Consider the following 16,544-nt stretch of genomic DNA (forward strand, 5'->3'; position numbering starts at 1 on the left):
AAAAATGAAATTTCAAAACTGGATCCAAAATCACATCAATCAAATCACGTTACTGACCGCCGTCTTGATTGTTTTAGGCTATGCTGGTAAATTTGCTGGCAGCTCGCTTACCTACAACATCGTATTAGCGGTGGCTTCGATCATCGCTGCTGTCCCGATCATGCTCCACGCTTACCAGGCCTTGCGGGTCAAGGTCATCAGTATTGAGTTGTTAGTCAGCATCGCCGTGATCGGCGCCTTCATCATCGGCGAATACAACGAATCCGCCATCGTCACCTTCCTATTCTTGTTCGGTAGTTATTTGGAAGCACGGACCTTATCTAAAACCCGTGAATCGATCAAATCATTGACGGAAATGGCGCCGACCACCGCCACTTTGGTCCACGATGATGGCACCACTGAAGAAGTTGACGTGGATGACGTCGAAGAAGACGATATCGTCTTAGTCAAAACTGGGGCCTCGATCCCTGTCGATGGCGTGATCGTTGACGGCCACGGCTACACCGACGAATCCGCCGTCACTGGTGAATCACGGGAGATCACTAAACAAGTTGATGATGATGTTTTCTCTGGCACCATGCTCAGCGATGGTTATTTAAAAGTCCGCGCCACTAAAGTCGGCGACGACACCACCTTCGCTAAGATTATCGAATTAGTTGAAGATGCCCAAGACACCAAGTCCCACGCTGAAAAATTTATTGATCGTTTCGCCCAATATTACACGCCGGCTGTTTTGGTCATCGCGCTACTGGTCTTCATTTTCTCCCGTGACTTCAAGCTGGCGATCACCGTCTTAGTTCTAGGTTGCCCTGGAGCCCTGGTTATCGGTGCCCCAGTTTCTAACGTGGCCGGCATCGGTAACGGCGCCAAACGCGGTATCTTGATCAAAGGTGGCGACGCAATGGACACTTTCGCCAAGGTCGATACCTTCGTCTTCGATAAAACGGGCACATTGACTAAAGGCAATACCTCCGTCGCGAAAGTCAATAACTACGACTTACCACTGGAACAAGCTTTTGCTTTAACTGCTAAGATCGAAAGTCTATCTGACCATCCCTTAGGCCGCGCCGTAGTCAATTACGCTGAACAAAAAGACTACAACTATCAAGCTTTGAACATTGCTGACAATCAAACCATTAAAGGGCAAGGCCTGTCCGCAACTATTGACGGCCATGCGGTTTTAGCCGGCAACCATAAATTACTCGCCGCTAATAACGTTCATTTAAGCGCCAGCCAGCAAGAAGACCTTGCTGAGTTGAAAACTACTGGCAGCTCGATCGTGTTAGTCGCCGTTGATGGTAAACTTGAATTAATGTTAGGTATCGCCGACATCATTCGCCCCGAAGTCGCTGCCGAATTACAACACTTACGGGAAAAAGGCGCCAAACATCTAGTTATGCTGACTGGTGACAACCAAGCCACTGCCGATTACGTGGCCCAACAAGTGGGGATCGATGAAGTCCACGCCGAATTAATGCCAGAACAAAAAGTCGAATTCGTTAAACAATTCCAGCAAGCCGGCCGCACCGTGGCTTTCGTCGGTGATGGTATCAACGACAGCCCCTCCCTTGCCACCGCTAACATCGGTATCGCCATGGGTAGTGGCACTGATGTCGCCATCGAAACTTCCGACGTTGTCCTAATGCAATCCAGCTTCCACGCTTTAGTCCATGCTTACGGCTTGGCCAAGAAGACCGTACTGAACACCAAAGAAAATATTGTGATCGCCATTGGTGTAGTTGCCTTCTTACTATTAGGATTGATCGCCGGCTTCATCTTCATGGCCAGCGGAATGTTCGTCCACGAAATCAGCATCTTGGTCGTGATCTTCAACGCAATGCGCTTGATCAATTACGGCCACGAAAAGGCTGCACCCACTGCTAAACTAGCCACCGCAAAATAAAAATCAGCGGGTAAGCTGCTGCTAAATCGACTTAGCGGCAGCTTTTCTTTTCTCGTTAAACTTAGGGTCAAGAATTCAGGTAAACTTGACTGCTGTCAATTTCCACCTGCGCCTGGCGCGGTACACTATAACCATCAAGTAAAGTTAAACAAAGGAGTTGCAGTCAATATGACGAAAAAAGCTGTTTTACAATTAGATGCATTAACTTGTCCTTCATGTATGCAAAAAATCGAAAACGCGGTCAAGAACCACGCCGGCGTAGAAAAGGTCAAAGTTTTATTCAACGCTGGCAAAGTCAAAGCCGATTTTAACGACGAGCAGACCAGCGCCGAAGACTTAGCTGCCGTTGTAACTAAATTAGGCTACACGGTTGAAAAAATTAAGGTCAAAGCTTAAGGATCATTTACACTTAGAAAATTAAATTTGGAGGGTTACACTATGAGTAAAGAAGAAATCGAAGCACGTTACCAAGCTGAAATCAAACAGGCCGACACAGATCACCACACTCCAACTGCCGGTGCCATGACGGGCCATATTTTAGCCAATCTACACGTTAACAATATTAAATTGCACCAAACTAGTTGGTTCTTAGAAGGCTTCGCCGCTGAAGCCCTACAGCCACTGTACACAGAATTGATCAGCGCCGGCCGCAAGAATTTCGACGCGCTAGCTAAAGTTTTGCTGGATGAAAATGAATTACCACCGTCAACTAGCGCCGAATACGCGAATTACGCAATGCTAGAAGAAGATGGCCGCAACAAATACCGTAGCAACGCTGAGCTAGTTGACATTACCGCGCACGATTACGCCACGCAAAACATGTTCATTGATCGCGCTATTGCTTTAGCAACTAAGGAAAACCGGCCAGCGATGGCTGCTTTCTTAACGAACTTACGTGGTCAAAACAATCAAGCCATTCGCCGCTTACAAGCCATTCTTGGCAAAACTGCGTGGGAAGGCTTAGTTGAAGAAGACGACGATGACGAAGATTAATCGCCACCACTCACATTATCTTGCAACTGCACATCATTAAATTGTTCGGTAGCACAAACAAGGCGCAGACATCAGTAATTGATGTCTGCGCCTTTGTTGTATTGCTGAACAAGATAGTCAAAACGTGTGCTATAAGGTAACGCGCTTTTATAGTGATCGCACCTTAAATCAGATGGTAATGTTGCAGCCCTTTGACGATCCCGTTATCCATATTGCTAGCGGTGACCCAAGCGGCTTTAGCCTTCATTTCCGGAACCGCATTGCCCATGGCGATCGGTGTTTTGACAACATCAAACATTGGTAGATCGTTGTAGAAATCGCCAAAGCCGTAAGTTGGTACGTTTTCCAGATCGGTGTGGTTTAATAAATATTCGATACCAGAGCGCTTAGAAACGCCGGCCTTGACCACATCAAGGCCCCGCCGATTATTCCGATAAAAGCTGAAGGTGCCAGCAAATTTCTGCCGATAAACATCATCCTGCTTATCGGTATCCGGACTAAATACAAAAAGCATGTTCACCTTAGTCGTCAAGTAGGCATCTGGTGCCACTGTGATCCGTTCCTGCAACTCATGATAATTAGCCCGCACCAATTTATTTTCGTGACTGACCACAAAACCATTGGGATTATAGTAAGAAACCGCCAGCTCCGTTTGTTGTGCGTACTCAGTGATTGCCGTAATATCAGCCGTTTTCAGATATTCAGTTTTCAGCGGCCGCCCGGCGACTTGAATGTAGCTGCCGTCCGCACAAACACAAGAATCGATGCCGGCTTGGGTCAAAGTGCCAGTAATTTCAAATAAACTACGGCCGGTGGCGATCACTGGCAAAATATTATTGGCCTTTAACTGGGCGATCGCCTTGATACTGGCCGGTGTGACTTGTTTGTCATTATCAAATAAAGTTCCATCTAAATCGAAAAAAACGACAGCTTTATACATGCAGAAGTCCTTCCTTTGTTTGAAATGAAAATTAACGTAGCGCAACTTTTAAGTGCTTGTCTGTCGGAGCAAAACGCGGCACCTTTTTTAAACACAGGTACGCTAAATTAGTCTAAAATACCAAATTAATATAACCAGACGTTATATTTAGCTATTCTTATTATACTACATATCTTATTAAATGCATTAATTCTGCAGTAGTGCCGCCAGCTTCAACGTTGTATTACGATTGCGGATCGTCACCGCCGGGTAGAGCGCCAACGGTGATAGCTTGGCGTATAAACTACGCGAATAATGTTGCTGCGCCGGCGCGGTCCAAAACAACGCGTGCTGGCCGTAATAGATCTGCTCGTAAGTCGTCACCTGCTGCCGTAACGGTATTAACAGCGACTCTGTAAAGGTGGGTAAAAAGAACAGCGCGTTATGCCGGAGCTCGCCGGCTTGACCCCACCAAGTTGGTACTTGCGCTACTTCAGTCAAGTAAGCCGCCTTTTCAATGACCACCGCTGCAATCGGAAAAGGGTATTGCGCCGCTAAAAGTGCGGTTACCGTGTTTTGCATTTCAATTAAGCTTTGGTCGCTATCAACCAGTAAGTTGCCGCTATTAATGTACGAGCGTACCTGTTTGCATCCCAGCGTCGTTAACTGTTGGCGCAGTTCGGCCATCACGACGCGGTGTTTGCCGCCAACATTGACGCCGCGCAACAAAATCAAATAGCGCATTGGCCCACCACCTTTTTTTATCTATTCTACCAAATCAGCTGCACAAATTCGCTGACTAATTTCCAAGCGTATAAAATGATCACGCCGCCACAAATCCGGTTCAGTAACAATAAAAATTTAGTGGTAAAACGATCACGCAACCAAGAGATCAGCAGGGTCAGGCCGGAAAACCAAATCGCCGAAGCCGTCATCACGCCGCCAATAAAAAAGTCAGCGGCTAGCGGGGCCAACGATGCCCGAAAGGCCCCTAACAGCAACGTGCCATCCAGTAATGCTTGGGGATTTAACCACGCGATGGCAAAAGCCGCCATAATCGCACGCCAATAACTAAAGGGTTGCGTACTACTTTTTTTCAGCTCCGGGGCCTGTGCGCGCAGTAAGCTGACGCCGATGTACAACACGATCAAGCTACCAACGCCCAGCACCACCAATTTTAACCAGGGCAACCAAGTCAACAACCGACCAACACCATAAAATGTCGCCAGCGCCAAACTGATATCGAAAAAGGTCACGATCACCGCAACTTTTAGTGCCCGGCGCCGCGGTTGGGCCAGTGCCGTATTGATCACAAATAAATTTTGCAACCCGATCGGTGCAATATAAGCAATGCCAAATAATAAACCTTGTAAATAATGAATCATACCAACCAACCTTTACGAAAACGGGGCTAAAAAGATGATTAGCTTGCAGCGTTTTTAGCTCCGTTTACATTAAATTTATTGAAAAGCACACCTTAGCTGCAGGCTGATTAAGCTTTTCTTTTCACTGTTAGTTGCCTATTATAGAGATGAAGCAACTGCTTGTCGCCAACCAAATCCGCAAAACTCACCCAACCATTATTGGGAACAGTCATCAAATAAGGACCAAACAGTGAAAGGAGTCTTCGCATGCAAATCAATTGGCGCCCCGATCCCAACGCAACCGTTCCCCTTTACCAACAGATCAGTACCTACTGCCGCCAACAAATCCAACAAGGAAATTGGTTGCTAGGGGAAAAATTACCGGCACAACGCCAGCTGGCCCAACAATTTGGCGTTAACCGTAGCACCATCGTCACTGCATTAAATGATCTGCAGGCCGCCGGTGTACTGACCAGTGCTTACGGCAACGGCACCCGCGTCGCCAGCAATACTTGGTCGCTGACGCTGGACTGGCATCACTATCTGAACGGTCAATTCAACGCCAACTTACCGACGATCCAAACGATCAACCGGCTGGAAAACGCCGATTATTTACGCTTAAGTACCGGTGAATTAGCGCCTGAACTTTTCCCGCAACGCTTGATCCAAACCAAATTAAAAACGATCACGCCGCAGATCACGCAAATGAATTATTTGGAACCATTAGGCGCGCTGAATTTACGCCAAGCATTGGTCAAACGACTGCACCGCTGGCAGATCAACGTCCAACCAGAAAATATTTTGATCACTTCCGGCTCGTTACAGGCATTAGAATTGATCTCAGTCGCTTTATTGCGGCCTGGTGCCACCGTTTACACTGAAGCTGCCACCTACCTTAAATCGCTGCAAGTCTTCCAGTCGGCCGCCGCCACTATAAAAGGCATACCTCAGGACGCCAGCGGCCTCTGCTATTGGCAAATTCCGCCGGCTACACAGCAACAATTGTTGTACACGATCCCCAGTTTCCAAAATCCCACTGGCAGCGTCATGACCTTGGCGCGGCGCCAAGCGCTACTGCAATTTGCCCAACAGCAGCAATTACCGCTTATCGAGGACACCGCCTATCAAGAGCTATGGCTGGAAACCCCGCCGCCACTACCGCTAAAAGCGCTGGATCACACCGGTAATGTGCTATATCTTGGCACGATCTCGAAAACCTTAGCGCCTGGCCTGCGTTTAGGTTGGCTAGTCGGCCCCACGGCAGTGATCCGGCGCCTAAGCGACGTGAAAATGCAAACCGATTAAGGCGCTAGTTCGCTGGCACAACAATTATTGGCGGCGCTATTGGCAGATACTGCGTATGATGATTACCTAACTGAACTCCGCCAGCAGTTACGTCAACGCCGCGACGCTGCGCTAGCCAGTTTACAACAGTACCTTAGCACCGCTGCCACTTGGCAAACGCCTAGCGGTGGCTTTTACATTTGGCTGCACCTGGCCCCGCAGATCAACATTGAGCGCTTGTTTCAAGCGGCGTTGCGTCACCATATTCTGTTTAATCCAGGCAGTGTTTATGGTGCGGAACACGCGATCCGTTTGTCCTACGCCTATGTTAGCCCCCAAAAATTCCAAGCCGGGATCAAGGTCTTAGCGCAACTTATCCAGCACGCGAAATGAAACGACAAAAAAGTGGCCCCATTGCTGGCGCCACTTTTTAGTATCACGCTGCTCTATTAGAAAACGCTGATCATTCAACGTTAAGCGCGCTTGATTTAGCCACTTAGTTAAAACAAATCTGCCTAGCACCAACGATCGTCACTAACCTTACTAATTTTTAAACGAATGGATCGGTGCAGGAATATGTCCGCCGCGAGCAATGAAATCCGCGGCTGAGGCTGTATTAACGGGCATCACCGGTGACCGCCCCAGTAAGCCGCCAAATTCCACGTTGTCACCAACCTTAGCGCCAACGGCCGGGATGACCCGCACCGCAGTGGTTTTGTTGTTGATCATCCCGATCGCGGCCTCATCTGCGATCATCGCGGCAATGGTGGTCGCCGGCGTATCACCCGGAATCGCGATCATGTCGAGCCCCACCGAACAAACCGCCGTCATCGCTTCTAATTTTTCCAAATTCAGCGCCCCACTGCTGGCTGCGGCGATCATCCCTTCATCTTCGGACACTGGAATAAATGCACCGGATAAGCCGCCGACTTGGTTACAGGCCATAACGCCGCCTTTTTTAACTGCATCATTGAGCATAGCTAAGGCGGCCGTGGTTCCGTGGGTGCCCACCGTTTCTAAACCGATCTCTTCTAGAATTCGGGCAACAGAATCGCCAACTTTCGGCGTCGGCGCCAACGATAAATCAACGATCCCAAAAGGTACGGCCAACCGTTGGGCCGCAATATGACCGACTAACTGACCGACGCGCGTGATCTTAAAGGCCGTTTTCTTGATCGTTTCGGCCACCACGTCAAACGGCTGCCCTTTAACCTTTTCCAGCGCACGCTTGACCACACCGGGACCGCTGACCCCAACGTTGATCACCACGTCCGCTTCACCAACACCGTGAAATGCACCTGCCATAAAGGGATTGTCTTCAACAGCATTGGCGAACACCACTAATTTTGCCGGCGCTAAAGGCGATAGTGCGGCGGCAGCCTTAACGGCCACCCCCATATCACGTACCGCATCCATATTGATCCCTGACTTGCTGGAACCCACATTGACCGACCCGCACACAAATTCAGTTTGGCTCAGTGCTTGGGGAAGTGAGTGAATTAAAATCTCATCCCCCTTTTGGTACCCTTTTTGAACTAAACCCGAAAAACCGCCAATAAAATTAACGCCGACTTGTTTAGCGGCGCGATCTAAGGCTTGGGCAAAGGGTAAATAGTCCGTTGCAGCAGTTGCCGCACCAATGATACTGATCGGTGTCACCGCGATCCGTTTGTGAATGATCGGCACCCCATATTCAGCTTCAATGGCATTGACCACTTCAACTAGGTGCGCTGCCTTAGTGGTGATCTTTTGATAAATTTTGCGGCAGGCCTGCTCAATATCTGGATCAATACAATCCAACAGTGAGATACCCATAGTGATCGTGCGAATATCTAAATTTTCCTCATCGATCATGCGAATCGTTTCCAGTATTTGGCTAGTTTCCAAGCTCCGGCACCTCCATTAAATTTTATGCATTGTGTCAAAAATTTCTTCACGCTGAATTCGGATCTGCACGCCTAATTGCTGCCCCAATTGGTTCAGTTGGGCGCGAATTGGCTCAAAGTCCACATCTGTAGCGGATAATTCGCACATTAGCATCATAGTAAAATTACCTTGCATAATAGTTTGGCTCATGTCGACAATGTTAAATTGTAATTGCGCCAATGTTTGGCTGACGCCCGCCACGATTCCAACTTTATCTCGTCCAACGACGGTTAAGACTGCACGCATAAATAACCCACCTTTTATATTTGATACGCTTAATTCTAATTGATTATTCATCAAATTGCCATTTTTTCTGAAAAATAAAAAATGATGCGGTGCCACTATTTAAAATAGTTGCTGTTAAATTCCAGTTAGTTTAAATGATCGCCCAAACAAAAAAGCCACCGCAGTGACTTTTCATTTAAAGATAGAGGCCAATCAACATTCCCACTAGCCAAAAACCGTTAAAGACAATTAGATTCTGAACCGCTGTACCAAATACAACGCGTTTTTCCTGACTCTTCTGTAATGCAAACCCATTACGTAACAAAGTTGGGCCACTCGCAAAAGCTAGCGCTGCTGGCCATGGATATAATTTCAGGCCAATCCCAACAATAATCACCACGTAACAACTATACGCACTAAGTTGATAAAGTTGAATGCCGCGCTTTTGACCAATGTAACTGATTAATGTGTGCCGCCCATTCTCTAAATCGACTGTGTAATCACAAATATTGTTCATTAACATCAAATTAGCAATCAGGAAGACAGTTGGTAAACTCGCCACAAACACCAAAATCACATTCAGCCAATTCAGTTGGAATAACATTAACGGCCCATCAAAGCGCAAATCGACCAACTGATCCGCCGGAACGTTGACATACACCGTCAAAAAGAAATTACCGAACCCTAATACCAGACTCGATAACAACTCACCCAGTGGTAATCGTGAAATTGGGAATGGGCCGTAAGTATATAAAATCCCGATTAAGATGAACAGAACACTGATGGCTAACACAATTAAATTTGTGCGCCAGACCAGAATCAGCCCCAGAACGGTTGCCGTACTTATAAAGCCGATCAACCAGCGTAAAGCAACCTTAGGGGCAATATCTTGTCGTCCTAATGCACTGGTTGATTGCTGGAGCGTTTCATTTTTAGCGAGGTGAAAGTCGTTGTAATTATTCCATCCCGTTGTGAAGACATCAATTAACACCAATGCACAGAAGTACAACACGGTATTGATCGGATCAATTTGGTGGAAATAATACAACGTAAAAAAGAACCCAGCCATAAAGGGAATCACGCTACCAACTTTAGTGCGTAATTCGATAAAATCTAAAAACGCCTTAACAGACATCTATTCCGCCTCCGATAACATTCAATAGTCCTATTCTAACAGAGAATGTCTAACAAATAAAAAAAGAGTCGGTTGGAACAAAAGTAACTTTTGCCCTAACCGACTCTTTCAACAGCCGAAATTTGATCATCTAACCATGTTCTATCTGAACAGATCGCATACGCTGTTTGATTCTATTTTGTTTTCAAATCTTCAATCGAATTAATATTCGTCATATACTTAGGTACAGCTAAACCGACCTTAGCACCCTCTAAGTTCGGACCTAAGTCTTCAATCTGACCTTTGTAATCCTTGTAGTATAAACCAGAGGTCTTCGGTAACCATGCGGAAACTTGTGCATCGGCTGCTTTAGTTGCGACTGACGCCCACATCGGTTGAATTTCCATAGCTTGAATCGTTGGTTGATAACCTTGTTGACGTAAAACTTCAGCCACCACGTTAGTTGACGCGATTTCTGAATCCCAAGCCACATAGGTTAACTTAATTTTCGTGCCATGAACCTTTTTAACACCCTTAGTCCACTCAGCAACTTTTTCTGGATTGTCTTGAATCCAATCGCGCGCCGCCTTTTCAGGTTCAACACCGTCATTGACTTTAAGCATTACGGTCGACATTTCCTTTGGCGTCCAATGGAATCGATCTAAGATGGTATATGCTTCTGGCATATCCTTCTTTAGCCCCTTACGAACAACCGTATTAATGTGTTCAGCTTGACCAAAAACATTTTTGGGGTCTTTTAAAAACTTGATTGGATATTTAGTAAACATCCAATGTGGTTGCCAACCAGTAATGACGATTGGGCGTTTATCCGCAATCGCTTTGTCTAACGTACTGGTCATTGCCGCAGTTGAGCTGGTTTGCAACTGCCAGTTCTGATCATTCAAATGATACTTGTTAATTGCAGTTTGTGTGGATGCCATAATCCCAGCACCCGCGTCAATTCCGGTAATCGTGTAATTAATTTGACCGCCTAATTTCTCATCGGTAGCGTACGGCTTAGTTTGCGAACTGCAGGCCGTTAGAAGTGTGACGAGCCCCACTAAGGTGAAAAAAGCTATTAATTTATTCTTCTTAATCACTGAATCCCTCCTTAATGTTTACGTTGCCGGTTCAAAGCTTGGGTTAAACGATCAATAATAATCGCTAAGATTACGATTGCCAAGCCGGCTGCAAAACCGCCCCCAGCATCATTCCGGCCAACAGCAAAGTAAACTCGTGTTCCTAAGCCCATTGCTCCAATCATTGACGCAATCACGACCATTGATAAGGCCAACATCATACTTTGGTTAACCCCAGCCATTAAGGTCGATTTCGCCAATGGTAATTGAACCTTAATTAACTTTTGCCATTCAGTTGAGCCATATGAATCAGAGGCTTCGATCAATTCGGTTGGCACTTGGCGAATCCCAAGGTTTGTCATACGAACCGTTGGTGGCATGGCAAAAATCACTGATGCGAAAACGCCCGGGACCATCCCGATACCAAAGAAGGCAACGGCTGGAATTAAGTAAACAAATGCCGGCATTGTCTGCATGAAATCTAAGATGGGTTTAAATATTGCCTGGACAATATCGCTTTTGGCCATCCAAATTCCAAGTGGCACCCCAATTACGAGGGAAATCAGACTCGAGGTTAACACTAACGTTAACGTTTGCGTCATATCCCGCCAGAAATCAAGGTTCCAAATCAAGAGTAGGCCGAGGACTTCAAAGATAATTAAACCCCATTTTTTGGTGTCGCGATTCGCTAAATAAGTGACGCCAGCGATAATCACGATGAATAACCAGATGGGGATTAAATCAAACACCCATTGGAAAGCGTTGATAATTCCGCCAATAAAATTCGTTAAACCATTAAAAAAGCCAGTAAATTGTGTCAGCCAATCGACAAAGTGATCCATCCAATTGGCAATTGGTAATTTAGTAATCGTCATTAAATTAAGCAAAATGGTTCACCTCGTTTCCTGCAAGTGCCCCTAAGACGGCCCCGCGAATAATAATCCCACGTAATTGTTGCTTATCATTTAAGACAGCAAACGGAATGCCCGTTTGCGAAATATCATCTAAGATATCAGCAATTGGTGTCTCTTCATCGGTTGTTGGAACTTCAGTATTCACGATTGATTGCAAATCACGACTTTCTTTGCGGACTAACTCAAGTACATCACGCGCATCAATAATCCCAACTAACTCACGTTTACTGTTGACAACGTAAGCATTAGAAACTTCATTTTCACGCATTCGTTTTAAGGCCAAACGAGGGCCATCTTTTTCAATATTAACAGTCGTTGGGCGAATCATAACGTTGCCGGCCGTGTAAACTTTACTACGATCAACGTTTTCGATGAATTTCTCTACATACTCGTCAGCAGGCCGTGTCAAGATATCTTCCGGTGTCCCGGTTTGAACGATTTCCCCATCCTTCATGATCATGATGTGGTCGCCGATTTTGAGCGCTTCATTTAAATCATGACTAATAAAGATAATTGTTTTGTGCATCGTTTCTTGCAAGTCGAGTAGTTGGTCTTGCATGTCAGAACGATTCAATGGATCAAGCGCAGAAAAAGCTTCGTCCATTAATAAAATCTCAGCATCATTCGCTAATGCACGCGCTAAACCAACCCGTTGTTGCATCCCACCAGATAATTGTGTCGGATACTGATCGCCATAACCATTTAAACCAACTAAATCGAGTGCTTCATTCGTTTTTTGTTCCCGTGTCGCCTTATCAATGCCTTGAATTTCAAGCCCATAGGCTGTATTTTCAAGAATCGTTCGATTTGGAAAGAGCCCAAAATTTTGGAATACCATGCTCATCTTTTTACGCCGGACTTCACGTAATGCCTTCTTATCAATCTGCATTAAATCCTCGCCATCGATTAATACACTACCTTCAGTAGGCTCAATCAACCGGTTGATCATCCGAACCAATGTTGATTTACCACTCCCAGATAGTCCCATAATGACAAAAATCTCGCCAGATTCTACTTCGAAGTTAGCCCGGTCGACACCGATTGTCGCACCTGTTTCCTTTAGAATCGCTGCTTTTGATTTTCCTTGTTTCAGTAATTCTTTGGCACGCGGCACGCGCTTACCAAATATTTTTGTTAGATTTTTAACTTGTAATTTGATAGTCATAGAATCCCCCTTTGATTTCATTTTCTGAAAACTATATCTAAAAAGTAGAGAGCGTAAAATATCTTGTGTAAATGCATAAAAGATTTCTGAATTGTATAGAAATAGGGAATGCCTTCCCTTATGATATTTAGTAATCACAGAAAACATCACAGGAGGCATTCCCCATGAATGAACTTACCACAGAAATTATCGCTGCACTAGCCCAAAAGCAAGATTTGGACGAAGTTTTTCGTCACCACCTCGAAATTGCGATTAACCAGCTGCTTCAAACCGAATTGGCAGAGTTTTTGGGTTACGAACGCTACTCATACGCCGGGATTAACACTGGTAATAACCGCAACGGCAGTTATGAGCGCTCGTTTGATACGAAGTACGGCCAACTTAACTTAACCATTCCTCGAGATCGCAATGGCCGGTTTGAAAATCATACCTTGCCAGCCTACGGTCGGCACAGTGATAATTTAGAAACAACGGTCATTCAGTTGTATACCAAGGGAATTACCACTGCTGAAATTGCCGAACTTATTGAGAAAATGTACGGTGCTCACTACTCCAAAGCCACGGTTTCCAACATGACTAAAGCCGTCAATGAACAGGTTCAAGCTTTCCAGCAACGTCGACTGGCTTCACAATATGCGGCCATCTTCTTAGATGCCACTTACTTGCCGTTAAAGCGGGATACCGTTCAAAAAGAAGCCGTTCATATTGCGATTGGCATTCGTCCAGATGGTACGAAAGAAGTGCTGAACTACCAAGTGGCGCCAACGGAATCGACTGGAATCTGGACTGAACTGCTGGGAACCTTGATCAAGCAGGGCGTTAAAGATGTGCTGTTGTTTGTGGCCGATGGGTTAGTTGGTTTGGATGAAGGCTTGAACCGGCATTTCCCTAAAGCCAAACGACAACGTTGCCTGGTTCATGTTGGGCGGAATCTGATGAACAAAGTTCGCGTAAAAGACCGCAAGGCCGTGATCAGTGACTTTAAACAAGTTCATCGGGCCGCCAACCGTGAAGCAGCCGAACTGAAACTGAATGAGTTCGCCAACAACTGGCATCAGACCTATCCCAAATTAATCAAAGATCTGCTTAAAATGCCGAATTTACTCACTTTCATGGACTTTCCACCAGCTATCCGGCAATCACTATACTCCACTAACCTGATTGAGAACTTTAATAAGCATCTCAAGCGCACCACCCACCACAAAGAACAATTTCCAACGGAAGATTCACTGGATCGCTTCCTGGTTTCTCAGTTTAATGTTTATAACGAGAAGTCTCTGAAGCGGATCCACCGAGGGTTCAAAGGACTCCAGGACACCTTGGAAGCATCATTTATTTAAGTTAGATACATATTATATGTACGAAGGCATTTCATTTACACAAGATTCTTGATGTTACCAAAAAGTATACAGGCTTATTGTGAAAGTTGCACACCGTCCACTTTTATTCTCATTTTATTCTAATGTGATAGTTAGGTAACCAACTTTCTTTAAAAATTAAAAAATCGCTAGATGGGGCTTTATGTTAGTCTTTAAAAATCAGATTAGTTCTAAAACGGAACCAATCTGAAAATGCAACTATTTTCCTTTGTACATTAAAATTAAATGAGAATTAATCCCTTTTAAAATTCACAAGCCCTTAATTAGGCCATCAAAAAAAACATGGTCGCAATAGGATTACCGGATCCCATTCAGGCCATGTTTTAGTTTATAAATTAAATTCAGTCAGCCATGTGTTTGTTAAGCTTAAACCCTAAAGTCCCGGGATCCAGCAGTGATTGCTTCCAAATTCTTGCTGACCACTTCCCGAATTCGTTCGTTGGGAATCTCTGGCACTTGTTCCCGAATGAGTCGTTCGCCGGCCGCCACAGTTTCGGGGCTGGCGTAATCCTGCATGTATTCCTTTAAAGTCATTAAGGCGTTAGGCAAACAACAATTTTGGATCTGACCACTTTTACATAGGGACATAAAACGATCCCCAGTTCGGCCAGCGCGGTAACAAGCAGTACAGAAGCTTGGCACATAGCCTAGATCCATCAGCCAATGGACAACTTCATCAACTGTGCGTTTATCGTTGGTATCAAATTGGTTGGATTCCAAACTGTCGCGATCAGTTCCGGCGTAGCCACCGACACTGGTACAAGATGCACCACTGATTTGCGAGATACCTAGATCTAGAACATTGCGGCGCGTAGCCATACTTTCACGTGTGGACATGATCATACCGGTATAAGGGACTGCGATCCGAATACAGGCAACAATTTTTTCAAAGGTTTCTTCACTGATCCCATTATCAAAGGTGGTGGGATCGATGTCGTCAGCCGGCCGGATCCGTGGGGCAGAAATGGTATGCGGGCCGACCCCAAAGGCCGCCTCTAAATGTTCTGCGTGCATCATCAAACCAGCAAATTCATACCGATATTTATCTAGACAGAATAAAACACCGATACCTACATCATCAATGCCGCCTTCTTGTGCTCGATCCATGGCTTCAGTATGGTAATCATAATCATGTTTAGGTCCCCAAGGATGTAACTGCAAATAACTTGCCTTGTGGTAGGTTTCTTGGAATAGGATGTATGTGCCAATGCCCGCTTCATGCAGCTTCCGGTAATTCTCAACTGTGGTCGCCGCAATATTGACATTGACCCGCCGAATGGCACCATTTTTATGTTTGATACTATAAATAGTATTGATGGATTCTAAAACATACTCGATGGGACAATTCCGCGGATCTTCACCGGTTTCCAGAGCTAGGCGTTTGTGGCCCATGTCCTGCAAAGCAATAACTTCTCGGCGGATCTCATCTTGAGTCAACTTTTTGCGCGGAATGTGGCGGTTCTGGTTATGATACGGACAGTAAACACACCCGTTGATACAATAATTGGAAAGGTAAAGCGGTGCGAATAACACGATCCGTTTGCCATAAAACGCTTCCTTGATGCCTTTAGCAATGCCGAGAATTTCTGCATTTTTATCCGGCAAAGTGCAGGCCAATAAAACGGAAGCTTCACGATGATCAAGCCCTTTATGGAGAGCTGCTTTCTTCAAAATCTGGTCGATCAAAGCTGCGTTGTCTTTATTCGCGTCAGCGTAGGCCAGAGTTTCTTGGATTTCATCATCATCGATGAACTCAGTGGCAATGTGAGATTTTGGATTATACATGGTAGTCCTTCCTTTCTTCAGGGTCAGAAAGCTCTTTCCCTATAGTACTGAAGTTGGTGCCAAATATATTAATAAATCAAACCATTGCTGGCTTGTTTTATCCCAATAAAAAACCTGTTCCATTGACCTTTCCGCTTCAATTAGTTGTGGGCCGATAGCGCACAGCAAATAAAGCGTGAAAGTGGGACTGATAGCGTTGAGACTTGTGGGGTAACATTTTTTCACAAGGTTGCGGGATCAGCTATCCAGTCAAAGGAACGGGTTGCCTCTGAATTTAAAATGATAGTTACTCCTGAATTATCCTGAATTATTCATAGTTCATAAAAATCCCGTCAGTTTTCGTATTTTTTCGAAAACTGACGGGTATGTCTTTATCTTTTGCTGAAATACGATGTTTATCAGTTCTAGCTAGTGAGATCTTTCAACTAACTCAGAATTGCTTTGAACTTTTGGATACACTTGTCCCTTGGTTGTACAGATTTTTTTAATTTTGC

The 16,544-nt window shown here is 45.3% G+C and carries 14 protein-coding genes and 1 pseudogene; 5 read left to right on the plus strand and 10 right to left on the minus strand.

Annotation, left to right across the window (positions count from 1 at the left end; translation table 11 throughout):
* Positions 1-4 precede the first annotated feature (4 nt).
* From FFM78_RS09890 to FFM78_RS09900, 3 genes are all read left to right on the plus strand, one after another.
* Positions 5-1,903, plus strand: coding sequence for a heavy metal translocating P-type ATPase (locus FFM78_RS09890; protein ID WP_137638280.1), 1,899 nt, complete (start codon positions 5-7; stop codon positions 1,901-1,903).
* Positions 1,904-2,071: 168 nt separating this feature from the next.
* The gene (locus FFM78_RS09895) at positions 2,072-2,299 is read left to right on the plus strand and encodes a heavy-metal-associated domain-containing protein (protein WP_137638281.1); all 228 of its coding nucleotides are present in this window, start codon (positions 2,072-2,074) and stop codon (positions 2,297-2,299) included.
* A gap of 42 nt (positions 2,300-2,341) precedes the next feature.
* Positions 2,342-2,896, plus strand: coding sequence for a ferritin-like domain-containing protein (locus tag FFM78_RS09900; protein WP_137638282.1), 555 nt, complete (start codon positions 2,342-2,344; stop codon positions 2,894-2,896).
* 163 nt (positions 2,897-3,059) lie between these two features.
* On the opposite strand, the gene FFM78_RS09905 is transcribed toward FFM78_RS09900, so the two are convergent.
* The 3 genes from FFM78_RS09905 to FFM78_RS09915 form a co-directional block, all read right to left on the minus strand.
* A complete protein-coding gene (locus FFM78_RS09905) occupies positions 3,060-3,836 on the minus strand; it encodes a Cof-type HAD-IIB family hydrolase (RefSeq protein WP_137638283.1) in 777 nt (258 codons plus the stop codon).
* Between the two features lie 186 nt (positions 3,837-4,022).
* Entirely contained in the window at positions 4,023-4,559 is a 537-nt protein-coding gene (locus FFM78_RS09910; protein ID WP_137638284.1) for a DUF1697 domain-containing protein, read from the minus strand.
* A gap of 26 nt (positions 4,560-4,585) precedes the next feature.
* Positions 4,586-5,200, minus strand: coding sequence for a LysE/ArgO family amino acid transporter (locus FFM78_RS09915; protein ID WP_137638285.1), 615 nt, complete (start codon positions 5,198-5,200; stop codon positions 4,586-4,588).
* Between the two features lie 246 nt (positions 5,201-5,446).
* Between FFM78_RS09915 and FFM78_RS09920 the strand changes: the two are divergent.
* A pseudogene (locus FFM78_RS09920) lies at positions 5,447-6,856 on the plus strand (aminotransferase-like domain-containing protein).
* A 150-nt stretch (positions 6,857-7,006) separates the two neighbouring features.
* Here the strand turns inward: FFM78_RS09920 and FFM78_RS09925 are convergent.
* From FFM78_RS09925 to FFM78_RS09950, 6 genes are all read right to left on the minus strand, one after another.
* The gene (locus tag FFM78_RS09925; RefSeq protein WP_137638286.1) at positions 7,007-8,350 is read right to left on the minus strand and encodes a PFL family protein; all 1,344 of its coding nucleotides are present in this window, start codon (positions 8,348-8,350) and stop codon (positions 7,007-7,009) included.
* Between the two features lie 15 nt (positions 8,351-8,365).
* Positions 8,366-8,635: an ACT domain-containing protein gene (locus FFM78_RS09930; protein WP_137638287.1), complete on the minus strand. Its 270-nt coding sequence runs from the start codon at positions 8,633-8,635 to the stop codon at positions 8,366-8,368.
* Between the two features lie 175 nt (positions 8,636-8,810).
* The gene (locus FFM78_RS09935) at positions 8,811-9,749 is read right to left on the minus strand and encodes a UbiA family prenyltransferase (RefSeq protein WP_004265064.1); all 939 of its coding nucleotides are present in this window, start codon (positions 9,747-9,749) and stop codon (positions 8,811-8,813) included.
* A 173-nt stretch (positions 9,750-9,922) separates the two neighbouring features.
* Positions 9,923-10,828, minus strand: coding sequence for a glycine betaine ABC transporter substrate-binding protein (locus FFM78_RS09940; protein WP_004265175.1), 906 nt, complete (start codon positions 10,826-10,828; stop codon positions 9,923-9,925).
* Between the two features lie 11 nt (positions 10,829-10,839).
* Entirely contained in the window at positions 10,840-11,682 is an 843-nt protein-coding gene (locus FFM78_RS09945) for an ABC transporter permease (RefSeq protein WP_137638292.1), read from the minus strand.
* Positions 11,683-11,686: 4 nt separating this feature from the next.
* Entirely contained in the window at positions 11,687-12,886 is a 1,200-nt protein-coding gene (locus tag FFM78_RS09950; protein WP_137638288.1) for a quaternary amine ABC transporter ATP-binding protein, read from the minus strand.
* 164 nt (positions 12,887-13,050) lie between these two features.
* Between FFM78_RS09950 and FFM78_RS09955 the strand changes: the two genes are divergently transcribed.
* Positions 13,051-14,226, plus strand: coding sequence for an IS256-like element IS1310 family transposase (locus FFM78_RS09955; RefSeq protein WP_003561746.1), 1,176 nt, complete (start codon positions 13,051-13,053; stop codon positions 14,224-14,226).
* Between the two features lie 405 nt (positions 14,227-14,631).
* Here FFM78_RS09955 and hydG read toward each other — a convergent pair whose 3' ends face one another.
* Positions 14,632-16,050 carry a [FeFe] hydrogenase H-cluster radical SAM maturase HydG gene (hydG, locus tag FFM78_RS09960; RefSeq protein WP_137638289.1) on the minus strand — a complete coding sequence of 473 codons (1,419 nt, stop codon included), beginning with the start codon at positions 16,048-16,050 and terminating at the stop codon, positions 14,632-14,634.
* Positions 16,051-16,544 lie beyond the last annotated feature (494 nt).

The sequence above is a fragment of the Loigolactobacillus binensis genome (genome assembly GCF_005405165.1).
In the GTDB taxonomy this organism is placed as follows: domain Bacteria; phylum Bacillota; class Bacilli; order Lactobacillales; family Lactobacillaceae; genus Loigolactobacillus; species Loigolactobacillus binensis.

Excerpts from the sequence above, each read along its gene's own strand:
- FFM78_RS09905 (WP_137638283.1), bottom strand. The coding sequence starts at position 3,836 with ATGTATAAAGCTGTCGTTTTTTTCGATTTAGATGGAACTTTATTTGAT.
- FFM78_RS09930 (WP_137638287.1), bottom strand. The coding sequence starts at position 8,635 with ATGCGTGCAGTCTTAACCGTCGTTGGACGAGATAAAGTTGGAATCGTG.
- FFM78_RS09945 (WP_137638292.1), bottom strand. The coding sequence starts at position 11,682 with ATGACGATTACTAAATTACCAATTGCCAATTGGATGGATCACTTTGTC.
- FFM78_RS09890 (WP_137638280.1), top strand. The coding sequence starts at position 5 with ATGAAATTTCAAAACTGGATCCAAAATCACATCAATCAAATCACGTTA.
- hydG (WP_137638289.1), bottom strand. The coding sequence starts at position 16,050 with ATGTATAATCCAAAATCTCACATTGCCACTGAGTTCATCGATGATGAT.
- FFM78_RS09950 (WP_137638288.1), bottom strand. The coding sequence starts at position 12,886 with ATGACTATCAAATTACAAGTTAAAAATCTAACAAAAATATTTGGTAAG.
- FFM78_RS09895 (WP_137638281.1), top strand. The coding sequence starts at position 2,072 with ATGACGAAAAAAGCTGTTTTACAATTAGATGCATTAACTTGTCCTTCA.
- FFM78_RS09910 (WP_137638284.1), bottom strand. The coding sequence starts at position 4,559 with ATGCGCTATTTGATTTTGTTGCGCGGCGTCAATGTTGGCGGCAAACAC.
- FFM78_RS09915 (WP_137638285.1), bottom strand. The coding sequence starts at position 5,200 with ATGATTCATTATTTACAAGGTTTATTATTTGGCATTGCTTATATTGCA.
- FFM78_RS09935 (WP_004265064.1), bottom strand. The coding sequence starts at position 9,749 with ATGTCTGTTAAGGCGTTTTTAGATTTTATCGAATTACGCACTAAAGTT.
- FFM78_RS09955 (WP_003561746.1), top strand. The coding sequence starts at position 13,051 with ATGAATGAACTTACCACAGAAATTATCGCTGCACTAGCCCAAAAGCAA.
- FFM78_RS09900 (WP_137638282.1), top strand. The coding sequence starts at position 2,342 with ATGAGTAAAGAAGAAATCGAAGCACGTTACCAAGCTGAAATCAAACAG.